This is a genomic window from Paenibacillus riograndensis SBR5 (genome assembly GCF_000981585.1).
In the GTDB taxonomy this organism is placed as follows: Bacteria; Bacillota; Bacilli; order Paenibacillales; family Paenibacillaceae; genus Paenibacillus_AQ; species Paenibacillus_AQ riograndensis.
Window position 1 is genome coordinate 5,064,822 of sequence record NZ_LN831776.1, and the last position, 18,900, is coordinate 5,083,721.

15 protein-coding genes are annotated in these 18,900 nt (G+C 54.4%); 1 reads left to right on the forward strand and 14 read right to left on the reverse strand.

What is annotated here, in order from left to right; genetic code table 11:
• Window positions 1–36 precede the first annotated feature (36 nt).
• The 8 genes from PRIO_RS21455 to PRIO_RS21490 all read right to left on the reverse strand — a co-directional run bounded on the left by PRIO_RS21455 (window position 37) and on the right by PRIO_RS21490 (window position 11,500).
• The gene (locus PRIO_RS21455) at window positions 37–1,734 is read right to left on the reverse strand and encodes an extracellular solute-binding protein (protein WP_052741504.1); all 1,698 of its coding nucleotides are present in this window, start codon (window positions 1,732–1,734) and stop codon (window positions 37–39) included.
• Window positions 1,731–3,128 (reverse strand): response regulator transcription factor, encoded by a 1,398-nt coding sequence (locus PRIO_RS21460; protein ID WP_020427756.1) that lies wholly within the window; start codon window positions 3,126–3,128, stop codon window positions 1,731–1,733. Before PRIO_RS21460 ends, PRIO_RS21455 begins: the two co-directional genes overlap by 4 nt.
• Window positions 3,121–4,872 carry a sensor histidine kinase gene (locus PRIO_RS21465; RefSeq protein WP_020427755.1) on the reverse strand — a complete coding sequence of 584 codons (1,752 nt, stop codon included), beginning with the start codon at window positions 4,870–4,872 and terminating at the stop codon, window positions 3,121–3,123. The genes PRIO_RS21460 and PRIO_RS21465 overlap by 8 nt, the downstream gene beginning before the upstream one ends.
• A gap of 130 nt (window positions 4,873–5,002) precedes the next feature.
• A complete protein-coding gene (locus PRIO_RS21470) occupies window positions 5,003–6,856 on the reverse strand; it encodes a type 2 periplasmic-binding domain-containing protein (RefSeq protein ID WP_020427754.1) in 1,854 nt (617 codons plus the stop codon).
• Window positions 6,857–6,957: 101 nt separating this feature from the next.
• Window positions 6,958–7,860: a carbohydrate ABC transporter permease gene (locus tag PRIO_RS21475; protein WP_248630937.1), complete on the reverse strand. Its 903-nt coding sequence runs from the start codon at window positions 7,858–7,860 to the stop codon at window positions 6,958–6,960.
• A 5-nt stretch (window positions 7,861–7,865) separates the two neighbouring features.
• Entirely contained in the window at window positions 7,866–8,825 is a 960-nt protein-coding gene (locus PRIO_RS21480; protein WP_020427752.1) for an ABC transporter permease, read from the reverse strand.
• Window positions 8,826–9,626: 801 nt separating this feature from the next.
• Window positions 9,627–10,541, reverse strand: a complete 915-nt coding sequence (locus tag PRIO_RS21485) for a fumarylacetoacetate hydrolase family protein (protein WP_046504623.1) — start codon at window positions 10,539–10,541, stop codon at window positions 9,627–9,629.
• Window positions 10,542–10,624: 83 nt separating this feature from the next.
• Window positions 10,625–11,500: an SMP-30/gluconolactonase/LRE family protein gene (locus PRIO_RS21490; RefSeq protein ID WP_231869731.1), complete on the reverse strand. Its 876-nt coding sequence runs from the start codon at window positions 11,498–11,500 to the stop codon at window positions 10,625–10,627.
• 174 nt (window positions 11,501–11,674) lie between these two features.
• On the opposite strand from PRIO_RS21490, the gene PRIO_RS21495 reads away from it, so the two are divergent.
• On the forward strand, window positions 11,675–12,301 hold the full coding sequence (locus PRIO_RS21495; RefSeq protein ID WP_020427748.1) for a GyrI-like domain-containing protein: 627 nt from the start codon (window positions 11,675–11,677) through the stop codon (window positions 12,299–12,301).
• 46 nt (window positions 12,302–12,347) lie between these two features.
• On the opposite strand, the gene PRIO_RS21500 is transcribed toward PRIO_RS21495, so the two are convergent.
• From PRIO_RS21500 to PRIO_RS21525, 6 genes are all read right to left on the reverse strand, one after another.
• Complete coding sequence (locus PRIO_RS21500) at window positions 12,348–13,883, reverse strand: MDR family MFS transporter (RefSeq protein WP_020427747.1); 1,536 nt, start codon at window positions 13,881–13,883, stop codon at window positions 12,348–12,350.
• 118 nt (window positions 13,884–14,001) lie between these two features.
• Window positions 14,002–14,670, reverse strand: a complete 669-nt coding sequence (locus tag PRIO_RS34020) for a polymer-forming cytoskeletal protein (RefSeq protein WP_052741505.1) — start codon at window positions 14,668–14,670, stop codon at window positions 14,002–14,004.
• Window positions 14,663–15,352: a hypothetical protein gene (locus tag PRIO_RS21510; RefSeq protein ID WP_141639074.1), complete on the reverse strand. Its 690-nt coding sequence runs from the start codon at window positions 15,350–15,352 to the stop codon at window positions 14,663–14,665. The genes PRIO_RS34020 and PRIO_RS21510 overlap by 8 nt, the downstream gene beginning before the upstream one ends.
• Before the next feature lie 77 nt (window positions 15,353–15,429).
• Window positions 15,430–16,059: a YhbD family protein gene (locus PRIO_RS21515; RefSeq protein WP_020427743.1), complete on the reverse strand. Its 630-nt coding sequence runs from the start codon at window positions 16,057–16,059 to the stop codon at window positions 15,430–15,432.
• 189 nt (window positions 16,060–16,248) lie between these two features.
• On the reverse strand, window positions 16,249–17,385 hold the full coding sequence (locus PRIO_RS21520) for a GNAT family N-acetyltransferase (protein ID WP_046504625.1): 1,137 nt from the start codon (window positions 17,383–17,385) through the stop codon (window positions 16,249–16,251).
• Between the two features lie 133 nt (window positions 17,386–17,518).
• Entirely contained in the window at window positions 17,519–18,868 is a 1,350-nt protein-coding gene (locus PRIO_RS21525; protein WP_046504627.1) for a vWA domain-containing protein, read from the reverse strand.
• Window positions 18,869–18,900 lie beyond the last annotated feature (32 nt).

Consider the following 18,900-nt stretch of genomic DNA (forward strand, 5'->3'; position numbering starts at 1 on the left):
CGGCTGCGCAACGCCCCTGCATCTTCAAGTTCCCGCTTATTCACCTCCCTGCTTATCCTCGTCCCTGATGTTCACAGCCTTCGCTACCTCTTGGGTAATGGCATCTCCGCCCAGGCTCCTCCACTTGGCTGCAAAGAGATCAAAATCGCTGAGCGGTGAATCTCCGACAATAATGTTCAGGAAGGTCTCGCTCTCCAGCTTCTGCAGCTCGGGCCAATTGCTCCGCATATGCAGCGTGCTTCCGTAAAAGACACTGCGCACTCTATCTATAGCTGTTGTGGATAACACGGAAACCCCGTATTTGTAGGCGTTTGCCGCTTTCCAGCCCTCCAGATTCTTTTTGGGCTGCTCCTCATCGGCAAGCCAGAGATCATACAGCAAATGAGTGTCCGGGTCCAGTGAATCGGGATCGATCTTGCCGTGGAGCGCCTGCTGCATATCCGCATAATGCTTCTCAATGGCATCTGCATAATCAATCAGCAGATCAAAGGGATAATACGCCCTCGGCTGGATGCCGGTCTGCGCCGAGAAATCATCCAGGCTTCGGACCGCCTCCAGATTCGGATCTCTTCGCCGTTCCAGCCGGGTGAACACATTCAGCAGCTTCACCACAGCTTCGGGATGCTCATAGCCTTTGCGGACGACAAGATAGCGGTCGGTGACCGGAGCCATATGAGTTACGAATTTGCCTGAAGCATCAAGCGGGGCGGCATAGGCTCTCCATTCCGCCCTGGTATCCAGAGCAACCGCCTCCGACAGTGGATAATAGGGCATCCACCACGGGCCGAAGAACATCCCCGCTTTGCCGGAAATAATCGGCTCCTGCGTTTCCTTATACAGGGCAAAGTCCGGGTCAATCAACCCCCGCTTATACCAGCCGGCCAGCTTGCCCAGCGCCTCCTTGGTCTCCGGGGTGATCGAGCCATAGACAACATTGCCCCGGCTGTCCCTGATCCAATTGGTAGGGAACGCATGTAATGCGCTGAACAGGGTGTCCAAGCCGTTGACATGGGGTTTTGTGCCGTACACGATATTGTTGTATGCGCTAAGGCCAACGGTATCCCGCTTCCCGTTGCCATCCGGGTCTTGCTCGATAAACGCCTTGGCGATGGCTTCAATATCCTCGAAGCTGCGCGGAGCCGGCAGCTCCACCCGATCCAGCCAATCCTGGCGGACCCACAACAGGGACGGCGAATCCGCATGAATCGCCACGTTGGGCAGGCCGTAGAGCCTGCCGTTTCGGGTCGCATCCCCCAGCGCTTCGCCTTGGGTCGAATCGTACATATCTTTGATTAGCTCAGACCCGAACTCCTTGTAGGTTTGGGTGAGATCGGCAATCATATCGCTGTCGATCAGCTTCTCCAACTGGTCCCTGTCCACAACCATCGCATCCGGGAGATCGTTGCTGTCAATCGCCAGCTGCACTTTTTGCGTAAACGGTTCTTCCCCTTTCGCTTCCCAGGAATGAATGACCTTGATATTCGTCAGACTCTCCAAATAGCGGGAAATGGGATTATTGTCATTGCTGTCCCCCGTATTGAGCCGGGAATCGGGCACTTTGAAGCCGATCCGCATCACTACCGGCTCTTCATATCTCCCGTAAGCAGCAGATTCCGCCTTAATTGCCCGGATGTCTGCACTCCCTGAGCCTGCTGCCGGGGCATTGCCCTCCCGGCAGGCTGCAAGGCAGAGCAGCGCCACAGCAGGAAGAACATGTCTGACGGCTCTGTTCACCGCTTCATCCCCTCCGCACGGTATTCGCTTGGCAGCTTGCCGACATGCTCGCGGAACAGCCTGCTGAAATAGCGGTCATCCTCAAAGCCTGATCTGCCGGCGATTTCGCCTATCGGATAATAAGTTTCCAGCAGCAGTGTCTTGGCCAGCTCCAGCCGCATCCCCCTCAGGCACTCGCCGAAGGTTTCACCGGCAAAACGGGCGAAGCACTGGCTGAAGTAGCCGCGGCTCATGTTGATCTCGGTGGCGACATCGCCCTGGTTGATCTTGTCTCCGGCATGGGCCTTCATGAAGCGGACCGCACGGATCAGGCAGAATACCACCTCCTTGCTCAGCCCCAGCTCAAGCATCCGCTGCTGGACACAGCCGGAGAACTGCCGCAGCCAGCTTTTCCAATGGCACCAGTTCAGGTTCCCGGCAGCGGATGCTTCCAGCTGTGCCGCTTCTTCAGCCTTCAAGAGAAGCCCGCTCCAGTCATGGAGCAGCAAATGGCTGAAGGCCGAAATCTGTTCCTGGGCAGGCTGCCGCTGCTGCACCCCGGAGGTAAAACCCTCCCAAGTCTCCCGGTCCAGTGCCCATCGCAGATTCTGCGCCTCTGACAGCGTATCTTCTCCTGCGGAAAACCGCTCCCCGGCTATTCGCCTCAGCTCGCCAAACTCCAGCCTGGCCGGGTCCTCCGCCCCGCAGTAATAAAACAGCGCATGCCGGACAGCCTTGCCCAGCACCTCCTCTACCTCCTGAAGCAGCTGATTTTTCAGTCCGCTTACCAGCGCCGCCTGCCAGCCTGCGCCCAGCACCGTTTGGAGTTCCCGGCAGGTTTCTTTGTCCGGAATCCGGCTGAGCAGCGGAGACATCCACATGTTCTGAAACGCGAGCAGCGGATTATTTTTCGTTACCGATAGCCGGAACAACTCTTCTTCATGGCTGTCCGGCAGCTGCGGAAGATAGAGCAGCGCCACATCAGCAGCCATCACCCTGCCTTCTCCCCGCGCCAGCAATTCCCGGGTGCTGTCTTCCCATTTCACCCGCTCGACCAGGCGTCGGATGGTCTCATCGGCGTTCTCCACCTCCAGCAGTGTTTTGACAATATAATCAACCGCTCCCAGACGCAGCGCCTCCTGCACATAATCAAACTCATGATGGCAGGTCAGCACGACGCAGCGGATGGCCGGATATCGCTGGCGGACCTGCCGGATCAGCTCGAAACCGGACATACCGGGCATCGTCAGATCCACAAACAGCAGGTCTGCTTCCTGCTCCCGGAGGAGCGTAAGCGCCGCGTTGCCGTCACCCGCCTCGCCGACGATGACCACTCCGAAGGACGACCAGTCAATCAGCGAGATGAAGCCTTTGCGCACCAGACGCTCGTCATCGACTACAACAGCTTTAATCATCGAAGTCCTCCTTGCCCTTTATAGGAATGATAATGGATACGGTAGTTCCTTCATTGGCAGCGCTATGGATTTGCAGCGTCATCTGCTCTCCGTAATACGTCCTCAGCATACGCATGACGTACGAGAATCCGATCCCAAGCCCGCGCCCCGCTACCCCGTCATCCGCGAGCAGCTCTGCGATTTGGGCCTCATCCATGCCGGTTCCGCTATCCCTCACACATAGCTGCACTTCCCCGGGGCCATGGGCCGTAATAATCACATCCACCCTGCCGTTGTCGCTAAGACCATGATAAATCGAGTTTTCCACCAGCGGCTGCAGCAGGAACCGGGGGACAGCTGCGTCCAGCACCGTCTCATCCGCCTGCACGTTGAACTCAAATTCATAGTCATAGCGGATGCGCTGCAGCTCCATATAATTGCGTATCGCTTCAATTTCCTCGCCGATCGTAACAATAATGCTCTGCTTGCCGAGGTTATAATGGAGCACCTTCACCAGCAGCGTGACCAGCTTGTCGATCTCCTTCTGGCCGTTCAGCCGGGCCAGCCATTGTACGGTATTCAGTGTGTTATGCAGAAAATGGGGGTTGATCTGACTGAGCAGCTTCTCGATTTCGAACTGGCTTTTCTGCTTCTCATTGCGGGCTACAGCCAGAATCAGCTCATTGACCTGATCCTTCATCTGCTGAAAGTTCATCAGCACGAAATCGAACTCTGCAACGTTCGTAAAAGCTACCGGAGCCGTTACATTCTCCGCCATCCGGATAATTTCGAGGTTCACCTTGCGCAAGGGGCCGTAGATCCTTTTCCAGATCAGCCAGGCCAGCAATCCGGCAAACAGCAGGGTCGAGAGGGCGAGCAAAATCATTTTGTAGAACCAGGAAGAGATTTCACTATTGAATACCGATTTCTTCACTGCGGCCACAAGCTTCCAGCCCTGCAGGCTCTCGTAGCGGAACAGATGATAGCCATCCAGCACCTCATGGGCAGGGCCCGTGCTTGCCCGGGCTGCTTCGACAACAGATGCAGGCAATTCGCCGTCAATCACATGAATATCTGTGTTATTCTGGTTGACCAGCAGATGATTCACCTGCATCCCGTAAGCCTGCGGATTGAAGATTTTGCGCAGCAGGCTGTAATTCGTCTCCAGATAGATGTACAGCTCATGCTGTCCGTTCACACGCACGATCCGCCGCTCCGAAAAAACAACATTGTCGCCAACCGCGTACATCGTCCCGTGCGGCCCGTAATAATCAGCCCCGTTGTAGCGCATAAAGGCCGGGAGTCTGCCGGGATCGAAATCCCGCCGGGTACTCATATTGGTGAACAGAACAGGGTCATCGCTGCCTGGCATAATATAAGCTGTTAAGCCGATGTAAGGATTGGTGAAGTTGACAAGATTGATCTTCTGGTTGATGGAATTCATGATCTGGGATTTGCGGTAAATCTGTTTCTCCTCCAGAAAAGAAGACATCTCTTCCACGATCTGACCATCCAGCGCAAACTGCTTGGAGGCAAAATCCAGATTATCGATGGCGTTCTCCAGGACCAGCGCCTCCTGCTGCAGGCCTGCACTGATGCCGCTGCCGATTTTGCCGGAAAGAATGGAATAAATCGAAGTATAGGATACTATTCCGACTATAAGCAGCGGCAGCAGCGTCCCGACGAGCAGATACATCACCAGGGTCGTCCGCAGCGACTGGCCTGCCGGCGCCTGCCGGCGCGCTTTCCTTTTGAGTATCCGCACTTGTTTCTTCTACCCCCAATGGAAGCGTTTTATCAAGTACTCCAAGAATACCAGATTTATCTTATTTCGAACAGAATAAGGCAGAGCAGCTTCCTCACCGCCCTGCCTTGCTTCTATTTGCCGGAGTGGCTTACTTCACACTTTTGCGGGCTTCGAACAGCTCTGCTGCTTTTTTGACCGAGAAGTCCATCACATCGGCATAGCCGAGTCCATTCACTTTGTCATGCATTTCTTTGTTGAGCTTGTCGTATTCCACCTGATTTTTGGCAAAAACCATCTTCCACGAAATCTGCTGAATCACGGTTCCGATCTGCTTATTTTTCTGCTCCAGCGTTTTGTCCATCGTCAGCGGTTCTTTACCGGTGAAGCCCTGAGGCGCAACGGCAAGCAGATTATTTTTCTCAAAATACTCCTTCGCCGTCAGCACGCCCATCTTCGCTCTCCAGTCGCTATCGAGCTTCGTAGGGTTGCGCTCCAGTGATGTTGTCCACAAGTTGTGGTCATAGGGCTCGCTGGTCTGCGGATTCACCATTGCGGGCACGACAAAAGAAAAGTTCATCTGATTCGAGCCATAGTAATAGTCGCCGCCCCCGTATTCGTCTGGAACCTTCGTGTTCTGCTGATCCGCGTACGCCTTCCAGCCAAAATCGGTAACCACCGGCTTGCCGCTGCTGTCAATATCCCAGGTCAGTCCCTGCGGTCCGTTCGGCACTGCCGTTCCGCTGCCCGCAGAGATCATCGCGCCTTCAGGCGTATACATCCAGTTAAGGAACTCCATAATACGCGCAGGCTCCTTGGCTTTCGCGCCGATCGCGATGATGCCATTGCCGCCGTATACGTTGAAGCCTGTGGAATACATCAGCTCATTCTTGAACGGTACAAGTGCGAAGCCCTTGCCTTCTGCTGTTCTTTCCGGCGTATTGTAGTTGGCCGCCCCCAGCCACGGGAACCAGGAGAAAAGCAGACGTCCATCCTTATACTTCGCCACCACATCATCAAATTTCTGCGTCAGCGAATCGGGGTCCAGCAGCCCCAACTGGTTCGCCTCGTAATACAGCTTGAGCGATTTCATGTACCAGCTGTCCTCGGAGATGAAATCATAATATTTCTCTTCATCTGCTTTGACATAAAGCGCAGTGTCGGGGATTTCGTCATAGCCCATCATATTGGCGAACTGCTTTGCCAGCGTCATTTTGTAGTTGCCGTCCCAGTCGGACCAGAGCGAGAAGGCATAGGTTTTTTTGCCTTGCTCATTCTTGGGCTCAAGCTCCTGCATCTTCTTCAGCACAGGCAGATAATCCTCAATGGTGCTGATTTCCGGAGCCCCGATTTGCTGGTACAGATCCCAGCGCAGATCCGGTCCCCAAGTCATATCCTTCCCTTCGGAAGGTCCGGAGGGATTCGTGGCCACACCGTTCCCGATGCCGTATACCGCGCTGCCGCCGCCAAAAGCAACCTTTGCCTTCTCCACGGCCTTCGGGAACTGCTTCGTCAGATCCGCACCGTATTTATCCAGCAGCCCGTCCTGGGTCCAGTCCAGCAGCAGCTTGCCTTTGATCGCATTCGGATAGTGATTCTTATCGTCCCCGAAGACGATAATGTCGCCGAGATTGCCGGAGGCCATCATGGCGGAGATTTTGGTGTCCCCGCCGGTTAAATTGGAAGCGACAATGTCCAGCTCGATGTTGAACTTGTCTTTGATGATTTTGGCGAACCAGCCGGTCTGCGGTCCTGCATAGTTGGCTGTGGTAGAGAATACTGTCAGCTTCAGCGGCTTGGAATGGTCGAGCGTCCCGTCACTTGGCGCCGCAGATTCAGCCGCAGCATCCGTCGCTTCAGCCGCCGGCTTGCCGGTGCTTTCCGCCGTGTTGGTTTTGCCGGAGTTGACTGAGTTACCTGAGTTTCCGTTACCTCCGCCGCAGGATGCCAGCACCAGCATCAGCACCATGCCCAGCAGAATAAGCGGCAGCTTTTTAAATTTCATGGCTTTATACCTCCTGAAAGTTATGTGGGCGTTGCTTGCTTGAAATCCTTCGTACAAAACCCGCTTCGAAAGCATTGACTTAAGGCTGGTGGACACACCGGTCACCCTTTGACGGCACCGATCATAATGCCCTTGACAAAAAAACGCTGGAAAAACGGATACACGATCAGAATCGGCAGCACGACGATCATCGTTACGGTCATCCGCACAGAGGTCGGTGTCTGCATATTCTGCACACTGGCCGCCATATCCGGGGAGCTGCGGATGAGCGCAGCCAGCGAGCTGGACTCATTCAAATACCGCCAGAGCAGGAACTGCAGTGTGTAGTATTTGGTATCTGTCATCAGGAAGGCCGTGTCGATGAAGGAATTCCACTGGTTGACTGCCGAAAAAATCGTAATCGTCGCCAGAATCGGTGTCGTCAGCGGGACGACAATGCTCCAGAAGGACCGCAGAACACCCGCGCCGTCCATGGCTGCGGACTCCTCCAGTGAAGGCGGAATAGCCTCCACGAAGGTTTTGACCAAGATGATGTTGAACGGGGTAATAATCGTCGGCAAAATATAGGCCAGATAATTGTTGGTCAGATGCAGATTGTGCATGGTGATATACCAGGGAATCAGCCCTGCGCTGAAATACATGGTGACGACGACGCTGCGGTACCAGATCTGCCGCCCCCACATCTCCTTCTTCGTGAACAGATAGCCGAGAAAGGCCGAAGCGCCCACGGTAAGAAAGGTACCCGCTACGGTCCGGTATACAGACACCAGCGCCGCATGGCTGAGCCCGCTGATCCGCAGCACCTTTGAGTAGTTGTCAAAATGGATCTGCTGCGGGTAAAAATTGATATCCCCTGCTGCACTGAGATCATTCGAGCTGATGGTATTGATGAACAGGTAATAGAACGGATAGATGCAGCTCAGGGTGAACAGACCGAAGAGCACATAGATGATTCCCTGGAACAGGGCATCGCCGGGCTTCAGCTTTTTACGCAAATGGATCACCTTCCTTAAATGATCGACTCATCGCGCACCACCTTGGACAGCGTGTTGGCCGCAAACAGCAGAATGACGCTGACGACCGACTTCAACATACTAACCGCCGTGGCGAACGGAAAATTGTTGGCAAAAGCGATGTTGTACACATACAGGTCCAGCACTTCTATCGCATCCTTGTTCATCGCATTCTGGAAGGCAAAATACTGCTCCATGCCGTTGTTGACAAAGTTGCCGATGGAGAGCAGCAGCAGCACGAAGAAGGTCGGGATGATGCCGGGAACAGTGATATGCCAGATTTTACGGAACCGGCTGGCCCCATCCACTTCCGCCGCTTCATACAGCTCCTGGTCTATGCCGGCAATCGCCGCCAGGTACAGGATCGCGCCCCAGCCAAGGGATTTCCACCAGTACCAGGCAATCATGGTCAACCAGACATGCGAACTGGAAGCCAGAAAATTGAATTCCTCACTCACGACCCCGAGCTGCACCAAAATGTGGTTCACGACCCCGTTATCCACGGAGAACAGCGAAAAGGCCAGCGCGTAGACGAGAATCCAGCTGATAAAATTCGGAATCGTCGTCAGGGTCTGCACAAATTTCCGGTACCAGCCCGCCCTTATCTCCGTCAGCAGAATGGCAAAAATGACCGGAAAAACCGAAGTGGCCAGCCCCAGTGAACTCATCGCCACCGTGTTCTTCAGCACGCGCAGCACCTCTCCGGTCTGCGTGGGATTGGCTACGAGAGTGCGGAACCACTTCAGCCCGACATACGGTGTTTCCGACAGCGGAATGCCGGGGATGAAGTCATAGAAGGCGTAGATCCACCCGCTGACCGGCAAATAATAGAACACAAAAGTCACGGCAAGAAAAGGAAGCGCCAGAAGAAACAGCTTGTATTTGTTCTGCAGCTTCCTGCGGGATGGACGGACCGGTTCCACACCGCGGAGCAGCTCGCCTGAAGGTACCCCCATATTGAATCTCCTCTATCCAGATTTTTGTTTGCGCTTTCATTTTAGGATAAAAAACCTTTCTCCCGGTAGAGAGGCCGGAATGGCCTTCTGGGAGAGCGGTAAGACAGTTTCGGACGATTTTCACAGGCCAGCGGACGAATTTCCCGCCGCTGGGTTTCTGTTCCTTCCAGCGAGGGCCCCCCGCCTGCGGTGCTCCAACAACGGCAGTTCTGCCGTTGTTTCTGCACATTCCCGCCTGCGGTGCTCCAACAGCGGCAGTTTTGCCGTTGTTTTTGCACATCCCCGCTGCGGCGCTCCCAATCAAAAAGTTTGCGAAAGAGAGCACGTATCCTCATGGCGTTTCGTTTGCTGCTTAAGTGGAAAAAGTATCACTAATTTGCCTGAGAATCGAGCAACCCGGCAGACTAAGTGGAAAAAGGTACATTAATACAACCCGTTTTGTTCCAAACAAGGGAATATCGCTAAATTAAGTTACCTTTTTCCACTTAAACCTCGCGATTCTTGATTTCTGAGGAATTTAAGTTCCCTTTTTCCACTTAACCTGCCACCACAGCACCAAACAACGGCATTTCCACCGCTATTTCTCCCCCCGCAAAAGATCAGTATCATTCCCCTAAGTAACTAAATTAATCTCACAAAGTGGAGCCTTTGTTCGGAAGCTGATTCCGGTACCTTGCGGTGCCCCCGATATCTACTTTTAAAAAAAGAGCCGCTCATCTGCAAGCTCCGCAAATGAACAGCTCTTTTATATCCATCTTACTAATTACAGCGGCCGGTCCAGGCAATGGCATACTGCCCGGCTCAAGCCTTTTCCGCAACCATCCGGTTCGTCAGCCTTCCTAGCTTTTCAATCTCCACAGTAACCTCGTCACCCGGCTGCAGATAGACCTGCTTCTCCGGCGGATACCCCATCATGACACCCTCTGGAGTGCCGGTAAGGATGATGTCACCCGGCGAGAGCGTCATGCAGCTGGAGATGTAGCTGATGATCTGCCTGCAGTCGAAAATCATGTCCGAGGTGTTGGAGTCCTGCCGAACTTCTCCGTTCACCGAGCAGCTGATGCGCAGCAATCCGGGATCGCCAACCTCATCTTCCGTTACCACATAGGGCCCGACCGGCGCAAACCGGTCGCAGGATTTGCCCGCCAGCCACTGGCTGGTGCGCGTCTGCAGATCACGGGCGGACAAATCATTGGCGGCAAAATAACCGAACACCGCATCCAGCGCCTCTTCCTCGCTAACGTTTTTGGCCGTCCGGCCGATCATAATGCCCAGTTCCGCTTCGTAATCGACCTTCTGTGTCGAGTATGGAAGCGGCACTTCCATTCCGTGGCCGGACAGGCTGTTCGAAAATTTGCTGAACAGAATCGGGTATTCGGGGAGCGGCATTCCGGTTTCTTCAGCATGTCTGCGGTAGTTCAGCCCGATGCAGATGATTTTGCCGGGATCGGCTGTACACGGCGCGAATTCAAGCAAGGTTTCATCTCTGTAAAAAGCCTTTGCCCCTTCATCATGATAAGGCAGGCTATCGGCAAATTTACGCAGGCTGTCGAGCGCCGCTTCCCCTCCATCGAGCACTTCTCTCAGCGTTGCCGGAACAGCTCCCGCCGCCCGCTGAGGGAGCGCATTCAGCGCTGCCGCCACATCCAGAATGCCCTCTTCTTTTTTCACACCCAGCCGCAGGTTCCCTGATTCCCAAAAATTCATTAGCTTCATATGTGTCCCCCTCCTAACTGCAACAGAACTTGCTTTCGAACTTCACCAGAAGGTGCCGTGTGAATCACTGCTGGCTGTGTCTTTTATCCTGCAAAACAATTCGCCGGCACTCCCCTGATGCCCGTATTTGCCTTGAACAGCCCGCCTGCAAGCGGCCACCGCTGCAATTCCTCAGGACTCATACTGCCGCGTGCAGAAGTAATATACAGCTCATTCAGGTGCCCGCCTCCAAAAGCGCATGAAGTTACAAACGGTGCAGGTACTTCTATTTTCCCAATCTGTTCGCCGGTGTGCGGGTTCCAGCGCGAGACACAGCCGCCGTTCCAATGGGCCACCCAGATCATTCCCTCGCTGTCGATGGTCATTCCATCCGGGCTGCCCGCCCCTTCCGGGAACCGCACCACTGTTCTTCGTCCGCTGACCGTGCCGTTCTGCAGATCATAATCCATTACGTCCACGCCGCGGGTCAATGTATCAATGTAATACATCAGTCCGCAGCTGTCATCCCACGCCAGGCCGTTAGAGATGCCGATGCCGGACAGCACCTTCCGCACTTCGCCTCCCGGCTCCATCACATATAAGCTTCCCGCATCCCGCTTGTCCTCCATGCTCATGGTGCCGAACCATAATCTCCCCTTGCTGTCGCATTTCGCATCGTTCAGCCGGTTGCCGGGAAGATCTTTCTCTACATGAGCCAACAATTCCAAAGACTGATCTTCCTGAAATTTGTAAATCCCATCCTGCAAAGCCACTACCCAGCCGCCGCTAACTGCAGGTACAGCCGCACTGATCATTTGTCCAAAGATATGAGTCTGCTCGCTGAGTGTCACGGGATCGACAATCCGCAGCTGCCTGCCTTCAATATTCACCCAATACAGCCGGCCGGCCTCTGAGTCCCAATGCGCACCCTCGCCAAGCTCCGCCTGTGCATCCAATAGCATTTCAGCCTGTATAATCAATGATACCCCCCTGACTCCACTCCAAAATATGACACCATTCTCTTCATTTTACCTTCGCAGAGTATAATTATCCACTATCCGCTAACATGACAGACACCTGTCCAGTTTCACATGATAATCTGAAAGCAAGCATGAATCCAAAGGATAGCCACTATGAAATGCGGAGGAATATTAATGAAATACGAATGGAAAAAACAGGACAAAGCAATCTATTTCCCGCCAGCTGAACCAGTGCTGATTACAGTTCCCGCTTACAACTACTTCATGCTGCAGGGTACAGGCAACCCGAACAGTGAAGAATTTGCGCAGGCGGTGGGTGTGCTCTACTCCCTCACTTATGCCATCAAAATGCTGCCCAAAAAAGGCCCGGCACCGGAAGGCTACCATGAATACAGCATTTTCCCGCTGGAGGGGGTATGGGATCTCAGCGAAAAAGGCCGCAGCCAGGCCGCCCTCGACAAAAACGAGCTGGTATACACCATAATGATCCGGCAGCCGGAGTTCGTTACCCCGGACCTTGCCGGCAGTATTATGGAGAAGGTGCAGCGCACGAAGCCGCATCCACTGCTGCAAAAAGCCGTCTTCGGCAGTTCCGAAGACGGCCCGTCTGTCCAAATGCTGCATACTGGTCCCTATGATGAGGAACCCGCAAGCTTCAGGAAGATGGAACAATATTGCGCGGAGCATGGACTGCGGCGGCTCTCCAAGACCCACCGGGAAATTTACCTCACGGATGCGCGCCGGACGCAGCCGGAGAAGCAAAAAACCGTGCTGCGTTTCCTGGTCGCAGAAGAGACATAGTCCGCCGCCGGTGTACCAGCCGGACCGCTCTGCTCCGCAGGCGGCATCAGTGTCCGGAAGGCATCTGCCCTTCAGCCGAAGCATCCATCTTCTGGCGGCCCATGAAGCAGGCGGCCAGAAGCGCCAGAAGCGCAGGTACAGCAGCCCAGGCGAAGGTGCTGGTAATGGAGAAGGACAGGCCATCGGTAATTTTGCTCAGAATTCCCGGCGGAATCTGTGCCCGCGTCTCCGGGGAGAGCAGCGCATGCGGGTCCTTGAAATTCATGGCGCCGCCAGGTGCGGCTCCGGCAGTCCCCGGGAATACTTGCGTCAGCTTCGAGCTGAAATAATGGCTCTGAATGATCCCGAAAGCCGTGATTCCGATGGTCATCCCGAGCGAGCGGATGAAGTTCAGCGTTGCGCTGGCCGAGCCGCGCTGCTGGGGTGTCAGGCCATGGATTGCAGCCGTACTGAGCACCGAGAAGGAGGCTCCCACTCCGAGTCCGATGAGAATCATATAGAACGTAACGAGAAGGCGCGAGGCATCCGGTTCCAGCGTCGCTACAAGACCCGTACCCAGTACAAGCAGGATCAGCGTGGGCACCATCAGGCTGCGGTAGCTGGTCTTAACCATCAGGAAGCCCCCGGTGGAGGCGGTAACGACCGAGGCGACCATCATCGGCAGCAGCACCAGCCCGGAATTCGTCGCCGAGCCGCCCAGCACGCCCTGGATAAAAATCGGAATATACACCGAGGCGGCGATAAATGCCGCACCGCTAAACAAGGCACATAAAATGCTGGAGGCATAAAGTCTCTGTCTGAACAAAGCAAAGGAGATTATCGGCTCCTTTGCCTTCGTCTCTGCGAACATGAACAGCACCGCCAGCACGGCAAACGCTGCGAACAAGCCCAGAATCAGCCCGGAGTCCCAAGCATACTCTTTGCCGCCCAGTTCGAGCGCGAACATTAAGCTGATTACAGCGCCCAGCAATGTTCCCGCACCCAGCCAGTCAATGGGATGCTTGGAATGCTCCACCGATTCCCGGTAGAAGCTCACCACCATAACCAGCGCGATCACTCCCAGCGGAAGGTTGATATAGAAAACCCACTGCCAGGCGATATGATCCGTAATGTAGGCTCCGAGCAGAGGCCCGAAAATGCTGGACAGCCCGAACACCGCGCCAAAAGCGCCGCCCAGCTTACCGCGTGTCTCCAGCGGAACCGCGTCGAACATGATGGCAAAGGCAATCGGCACAAGCGCCCCGCCCCCGATTCCCTGAAGGGCCCGGTAAGCGGCCAGCTGGGTAATGGTATCTGCCGTTCCGCACAGGGCTGAGCCGGCCATAAATACAATGATCCCGAAAATGAAGAATTTTTTGCGGCCGTACATATCCGACAGCTTGCCGAAGATCGGCATCCCCGTCATCTCGGCAACCAGATATGCCGAAGTAACCCAGACGAATTTGTCCATTCCGCCCAGTTCTCCAACGATGTTGCCCATTGCTGTGGCCACAATTGTACTGTCCATGGAGGCCATCAGGATGCCCAGCAGCAGACCTGCAATCACAATGCCGAGTTTCGGCGATTTTTGAGCTGAGCTCATAGGACCACTCCTCATTTTTTAATATTCATCCCATTCTTTCAGCTCCAGGGGCATCTCAGGTGAAAAAAACACCCTAATTCCGGTTGAAATCTGCTGTAAAGGAGGAATTAGCTTGAAACTACACTTTCACCTGATTCCTAACAACCGCATTCGGATGGATATCCAGAAAATCACGGTACTCCACCGTGCCAATTTCGCAGCCGGAGCCTATGACTACTCTACCGCCCCTCACCGTATCGGCTGCCGTATTCTGCAGATCCACGTGATCCCCTTCAATCAGGCCCGCAGCAAAACGCAGTTGTCCGGGATGTCCGGGTCTGATCAGCGCCCCGCCAAGGCTGCGTTTGATCTTGATGCTTCCGCCTCCGACCTCAGCTGCACGGCTTGGACCAAACAGCGATAATTCCAGCGTCTCCGCACTGAGCAGCCCGTCTATCTGGACCGCACCGCTAATCTGCATGTCTTCAGCATCACAATTGCCGGATACGCTCAGGTTCCCGGTGAATTTGATACCTTCTACATGTACGCACTCCGCCCTGATCTCCCCTTGTCCGCGCAGAGACTCCCCCTCAATGCCGCCCTTCACGGAGCATTCTCCTGTAAGCTTCATACTTTCCATGACCAGGCTGCCACTGACCTTGGTTTCACCCATCAGTGTCAATTTCCGGCAATCCACATCTCCATGGAATGTGCATTCCCCGGTCACCTTAACATCAAGGAAACGTCCGCCCGCCGAGGTTGAATTCCCGAGTATTTTCAGATTTGTCCGGTTTGCTGTCTCATTCACCGGTCTTCTCCTCCATTCCCACACTGGCTCCGGGATGCACTGTCAGCCTGTCACGGTATTCCACCCGGCCAATGCTGCAGCCCTCTCCAATGATAATCACAGCACCCCTCACAACCTCTGCTGTCGTATATTCCAGATCAAGAAAATCACCCTCAATAACCTTTGCCTGCAATTCTGGCCGCAATTTCGGAATAATGCCGCCAGCCAGCTTGTTCCAGACTCCCGATCCGCCTTTGCGGATGACCAGACTCTCCACACCCAGCTCTTTCACCTTCGCCTGACCCTGCAAAACCAACTCGACACATCCGGCGCTGAGGAAGCCGCCGATCGTAACAACGCCTTCAGCGGTAAACTTCTCCAGCTCACAATCGCCTTTAATGTCAGCCACCCCGTTCAGCGTGAAGCTTTCTCCGAGCAGTCCGCCGTCAATCTTCAGCAGCCCGTCATGCTTCATCGTGCCGATCCGCAGGCCGCCGCCTATTTTGAGATCCCCGTTCGTTTCCATCTGCTCTACCGTGAGACTTCCGCCTACCTTCATCCGGCCGTTTCCGGTAAATGTCATGGCTGTTACGGGGCCGTTGATCCGGCTTAACCCCTCCAGACTGACATGATTATAGGTCCCGCCTGCTGCCCCTCCTATTCCTGCAATCAATAAATCTGCCGCTGCACCTTTATCCATCATCTAACCTCCCCAATTATGCCAACTCACCGCGAACGGTTGACTCACTCACTATCTGGCTGCGGCCTGCTTCCAGTCCTTCAGCCCAGCTTGCCCTGCAGCTGCTCTGTCAGATCCTCGAGCGTAATCCTGCTGATTAGCCGTACTCCCTCGTCAAAGACAAGCTCTGATGGTGCCTGAGCCTGGAGGAAAAAGCTGACACCCATTTTACGTGCAAAAAACAACTCCCAGCGTTTGCCCCCAAACTGCGTCCGGTTCATACTCAGCGTCCGGTGGAGCAGATCTGCCTCCTCCAGACTCAATTCCCCCTTGCCCAGCAGGAGGTCAACAGCAACCAGATGAATCAGCTGCTCGAATGAATATTTATGTTCGTCCCTGTCACACTGCCCATACCGCTCCAGAGTTATAGACGAAACAATGTTACGTTCCCTAACCTCTTCGATAGTCAGCCATTGCTTATGTACAGAGGACATATCCGACAGCTTGCCTGCCAGCTCATCCAAAGAAAGGTCATCTTTCTTGCTCAGAATATGCTGGATGCGCCCCAGCATTCTTTCCTTCGGAAAAAAGGTTTCCTGTCCGGTATACGTGGACTTGCGGATGAACCAGCTCTCCGGGATCAGCTGCTTACGTTTCCAGCGGTACAGCTGACCGTAAGAAATTCCCGTCAAGTCCAGCAGCTCCTTCTTGGAGATCAAATCTTCTTCCATGATGATCACCTCCCGCAATCATCGTAACATAACACTGTTACGTTGTAAACAATAGAACATCTGCATCAATCTATTTTCCGTACACCCTTTAACTTGCCTTGCCGCACTTCCGATTGTATTCCATGTCAAAAAAGCGGACCTCCGCCCTGAGGAGGATTTCCGCTCATTCTTCAAGCCTATTCTATTGAATTATACAAAATTCAGCCCTGACGCATAGGGAAGAGGAACGGGAAACAGCTCCTTCAGCTGTTCCCGGATGGCAACCGGCAGTTCAAGCTGCGGCTGGGTGTCAAAAAACAGCGAAATCAGCTCCATGTCACTCAGATGAACTGCCGTTCCATTTACGGTCAGCACAGTCTCTCCCCCTGGAGCAGCGCTGTGAAGCTCCACGCCGCTGAGGGCTTCGGGAGACTTTTGCTGCAGATATGGATGAATTTGCTGCCATAGCCGGACGGGGTTGACAATTTTCACCGTTCCAGGATTTGGCTCTTCCAGATAAGTGCTGCTTCCCAAGGCGCGTATCATCCCCGTCTCATGCCATGGAACCTGGAACTGAAGCTCAGAAATCCCCTTCGCCGCAATCACCTGAGAGACCGCTTGAAGGGCGGCCTCCGGCGCTCCGCCCCATTCGATAACAAGCGGCACGGCCTCTGTCTTCAGCTTGTTTCTTACGGCGATAACCGCATAAGCCAGCAAGCGGCCATCGGATTCCGCAACATAGATCTTTTGCTTCAGCTTATAAATGTCTGCAATGGCTTCCGCCCTTACAAGCGTGGCCAGCTCATATAGACTGCGGTCATACCGCACTTCACGGTTCTCTGCCAGTCTTTGCAGCCCGAACCAGTCACGTTCCTCTGCCTCGCGGACGATGGCCGGGCCTGCTGCTGCCCTCCTGACAACCTCATTCTCTGGAGACAGCAAGTAGCTGCGCACCGACCGGAAGGTATGGCAGCCTTGCCGGATGTAGAGATCCCGTGTACCCGACACAAGCAGCAGCGAAGCGCCTGCCCTGTCGATATGGTCAAATACGCGCTGCAGTAAGGCATTGGCATACCCTTTTCCCCGGTATTCAGGGTGCGTGCATACTGAACCAAGGGAGAATACCGGCACAGACACGGTGCCCATCTGTATAAAACCCGGAACAAGTCCGGCAAAAGCCACAAGCTGCCCGTCCTCAAATACACCGGGTGAACTCAAGTAGCTGCCGGAGAAAATCCCCGGAAATTTGACTGCCATTGAGGTCTGTTCCTCATCCCGGAAGACCAGATCCGACAGCTCTGCCGCCTGCTTCAATTCTTCGCGCGAGACAAAACGAATATCGCCCATGCTCCATTCCTCTCTCCTTACACTCATATCACATTGCATTCATTCGCAGCACATGGTGCGTGCCGGATATATCAGCAGTATACAACGTTTTGCACCCCAAAATCGAATAACAGTTAACGGGCATAAGCATGAATCAGCTTCTGATCACGCCTTTCTCCCTGGCTTCACGCAGCCACTTGGGAAACTCATTGAACAAGCGGTCGTACAGCTCTTCGTCGCTGACCTCGTCCAGGTCATCCAGCGCAAAAAAATCCGCATTATCCACATAACGTCCCTGCAGATCATCCAGCTCCCGCAGCACACCGTAATCCGCCTGGCCCAGACCGACAAATTGCCAGAAAATATTATGCTTGGAGCTGTCAATCAGCAGCTTGGAGATTTTGCGCGTTTCGTAAATCCCGCCATCACTGAAGAATACGACGTACACCGGCAGGATGCCCGGATCTTCCTTGGTATATTTCTTGAGGATATCTGCCATGACGACAGGCTCATTATTACCGATGCCAAGGCCCCCGAACATACGCGGCCCCGGATAGGTGCGTTTCACATAGTCCTCATATCCGGTTTCGCGCACACTGGGCATCCGCTTGCTTTTAGTTGCAAAAAACCAGACATCCAGCATTCCGTCATCGTCCATGCTGGCAGCAACAGCGAGTACCCGTTCAAAGGCCCGCTGGACCACACCCTTCTGATAAAGCGCTGACATCGAACCGGACGCGTCAAATACTACGGCGACGCGTGCTTTTTCCTGCTCAATATTCTTTTTGCGCAGGGAGAGGGCAACCTGCTGCTTGTGCAGGTCAATCTTGGTCAGATTGAGCTTCAGCGGGGGATCTGGCTGTGCTGGCGGCGTTGCCGCCGTGGCTGCTGCCGCTTCGGCGATGGACGCTGACAGCTCAGCAGCAGCCGCAGCCGTATGACCCGGTTCGCCTGGACTGGCAGCTTCCGCTGCCGGCTCATCCTCCACCTCCACACCATGGGCTTCCGCCAACGGCTTCAGCCCGCCGTGAAAACCGCGGCCAACAGCCCGCAGCTTGAAGCCCTGCCCGTGGCGGTAGAGCTCGGCGAGGACCAGCGAGGTTTCGGCCTTGCCTTCGGTAATGGCGAATACTAGCTCCGTATTCCCTGCCGCCGCACTGATTTTGCAGCCTCTGACCTCGGCAAAGGTTCCCGGCCCGTCCAGCGTTGCGGCGAACACGCATTTTTCAACACCGGAGCTCTGCAGGGCACGCAGATCGATTACAAATTCGCCGCTGTATTTATCAATCGGCTCAAACCGCACAGCCCGCTGCGGATCTGCGGGCTGGTTATAGAAAATAAAATAATCGTCCGCAGGCACCCTTCCGTCCGCCCCCACCATAAAGCAGCTGAGATCCAGCTCCGCCGGGGAGCTGCTGCAGGATATTTTTACTCTCGCATTCATTGAAACCTCATCCAGTTTGGCATTTGAGCCGCTGACCAGATTAATGATTGTCCCGTCCATATGCAGTTCTCCTTTTGCTCCTTAGATAAAAG